Origin of the sequence: Stenotrophomonas sp. RS-48, assembly GCF_030053245.1 — a bacterium.
Lineage (GTDB): Bacteria > Pseudomonadota > Gammaproteobacteria > Xanthomonadales > Xanthomonadaceae > Stenotrophomonas > Stenotrophomonas maltophilia_P.
Genome location: NZ_JASGBV010000072.1, coordinates 1 through 1,887 on the forward strand (window position 1 = coordinate 1; position 1,887 = coordinate 1,887).

The following is a 1,887-nucleotide window of genomic DNA, read 5'->3' on the forward strand; positions in this document are numbered from 1 at the left end:
GATCAGCTGGAAGCTGGAGAACAGCACCAGCAGCACCAGGGCTGCCACCACCCAGCGGACGATGCCGCCATCGAACAGATCCTTCAACGGCCCGGGCAGCCCGCCCCAGCCACCACCATTGCCACCGCCGCGCGACCCGAACGGCCCGCGTCGATTGTCCTCGGGGCCTTGTCCGCCCTTGTTGCCGCCGGGTGTATTCCAGGCCATGCACGCTCCATCAAGATATGGGCTGCGGCGCGGGCCCTTCCCGCGGCGCCAGCCGTGAACCATCACCGATCATACAAGATGGGGCGGATCGGCAGGATCGAAAGGGGGCGAACGGGGTAAGGTGGCGTTTTCCTCGAAGTCAGGCACGCCGATGGTCCCCACCACCCCGTTCACCGCCTTCCGCATCGAAAGCGACGACGCCGGCTACCGCAGCGGACTGACCCGGCTGGGGGTCGACGACCTCAACCCCGGGCAGGTGCTGGTCCGCGCCCGGTGGTCCTCGGTCAATTACAAGGACGCCCTGGCCGGCACCGGCAAGGGCCGGATCCTGCGCCGCTTCCCGCTGGTGGGCGGCATCGATGTGGCCGGCACGGTCGTGGCCTCCACCGACCCCGCCTGGCGCGAGGGCGACGCCGTGCTGGCCACCGGCTGCGGCCTGAGCGAAACCCGCGACGGCGGCTACAGCCAGTACGTGCGGCTGGAGTCGAGTGCGGTGATCGCGCAGCCGCCCGGGCTCAGCCCGCGCGAGGCGATGGTGCTGGGCACGGCCGGTTTCACTGCCGCGTTGGCGCTGCTGCGCCTGCAGGACAATCGGCAGACCCCGGATCTGGGCCCGCTGGCGGTGACCGGCGCCAGCGGTGGCGTGGGTGCCCTGGCGCTGTCGATCTTCAGCCGCGCCGGCTATACCGTGCACGCCATCAGCGGCAAGCCGGAGCAGGCCCGCTTCCTGCGCGACATCGGCGCCAGCGAGGTTCTGCCACGCGAGGCGTTGGCCGATACCGGCCCGTTGCAGACCGGGCGCTTCGGCGGGGGCCTGGACAATGCCGGCGGCGACATGCTGGCCAGCCTGCTGGCGCAGACCGTGCCCTACGGCAGCGTGGTCAGCGCGGGCCTCGCCGCCAGCCCGAAGCTGGACATGACGGTGATGCCCTTCATCCTGCGTGGCGTATCGCTGTTGGGCGTTTCTTCGGCCAACGCGCCACGCGCCCTGCGCGAAACCGTCTGGGCGCGGTTGGGCGACGACTGGAAGCCGCAGCATCTGCAGCAGATCTGTACGGCGGAAGTCGGCCTGGAGGCGCTGCCGGAGGTGTTCGAGCGCATGCTGGCCGGCGGCTCGCTGGGACGCACGGTGGTACGGATCGACTGAACGTTGCAGGCAGGCGACGGACGGCAGGCGCCGCCCTCCCGCCGGTAATCCGCCCGCACTACACTGCGGGCATTACCTGGGGAACAACATGGCACGCATTCTGATCGTCGACGACTCACCGTCGCAGCTGTTGGGGATACAGCGCATCGTCGAGAAGCTCGGGCACCAGATCCTGACCGCCACAGATGGCGCCGCCGGGGTGGAAGCCGCCCGTGCCGAGCTGCCCGATCTGGTGCTGATGGACGTGGTCATGCCCAACCTCAACGGTTTCCAGGCGACCCGCACCCTCGCCCGCGACGAGGCGACCCGGCACATCCCGGTGATCCTGGTGACCACCAAGGACCAGGACACCGACCGTATGTGGGGCATGCGCCAGGGCGCCAAGGCCTACATCACCAAACCGTTCTCGGAAGATGAGCTGTCCGAGGTGCTGGAGCGGGTGTTCGCCGGGCAGGGCTGAAGCCGCAGCATGCGCGGGTAGCGCCGGGCCATGCCCGGCGAGCGCAGCGGGTCAGGAGCCGCCGGGCATGGCC

At 69.9% G+C, this 1,887-nt stretch carries 2 protein-coding genes and 1 pseudogene; 2 read left to right on the top strand and 1 reads right to left on the bottom strand.

The window, feature by feature from the left end:
- Positions 1-207: pseudogene (locus QMZ25_RS13720) on the bottom strand (FtsH protease activity modulator HflK); the annotation flags it as partial.
- A 151-nt stretch (positions 208-358) separates the two neighbouring features.
- Here QMZ25_RS13720 and QMZ25_RS13725 point away from each other — a divergent pair.
- On the top strand, positions 359-1,354 hold the full coding sequence (locus tag QMZ25_RS13725; protein WP_283219796.1) for a YhdH/YhfP family quinone oxidoreductase: 996 nt from the start codon (positions 359-361) through the stop codon (positions 1,352-1,354).
- An 88-nt stretch (positions 1,355-1,442) separates the two neighbouring features.
- Positions 1,443-1,814: a twitching motility response regulator PilH gene (pilH, locus tag QMZ25_RS13730; protein WP_053518630.1), complete on the top strand. Its 372-nt coding sequence runs from the start codon at positions 1,443-1,445 to the stop codon at positions 1,812-1,814.
- The last annotated feature ends 73 nt before the right edge of the window (positions 1,815-1,887 follow it).

Excerpts from the sequence above, each read along its gene's own strand:
- QMZ25_RS13725 (WP_283219796.1), top strand. The coding sequence starts at position 359 with ATGGTCCCCACCACCCCGTTCACCGCCTTCCGCATCGAAAGCGACGAC.
- pilH (WP_053518630.1), top strand. The coding sequence starts at position 1,443 with ATGGCACGCATTCTGATCGTCGACGACTCACCGTCGCAGCTGTTGGGG.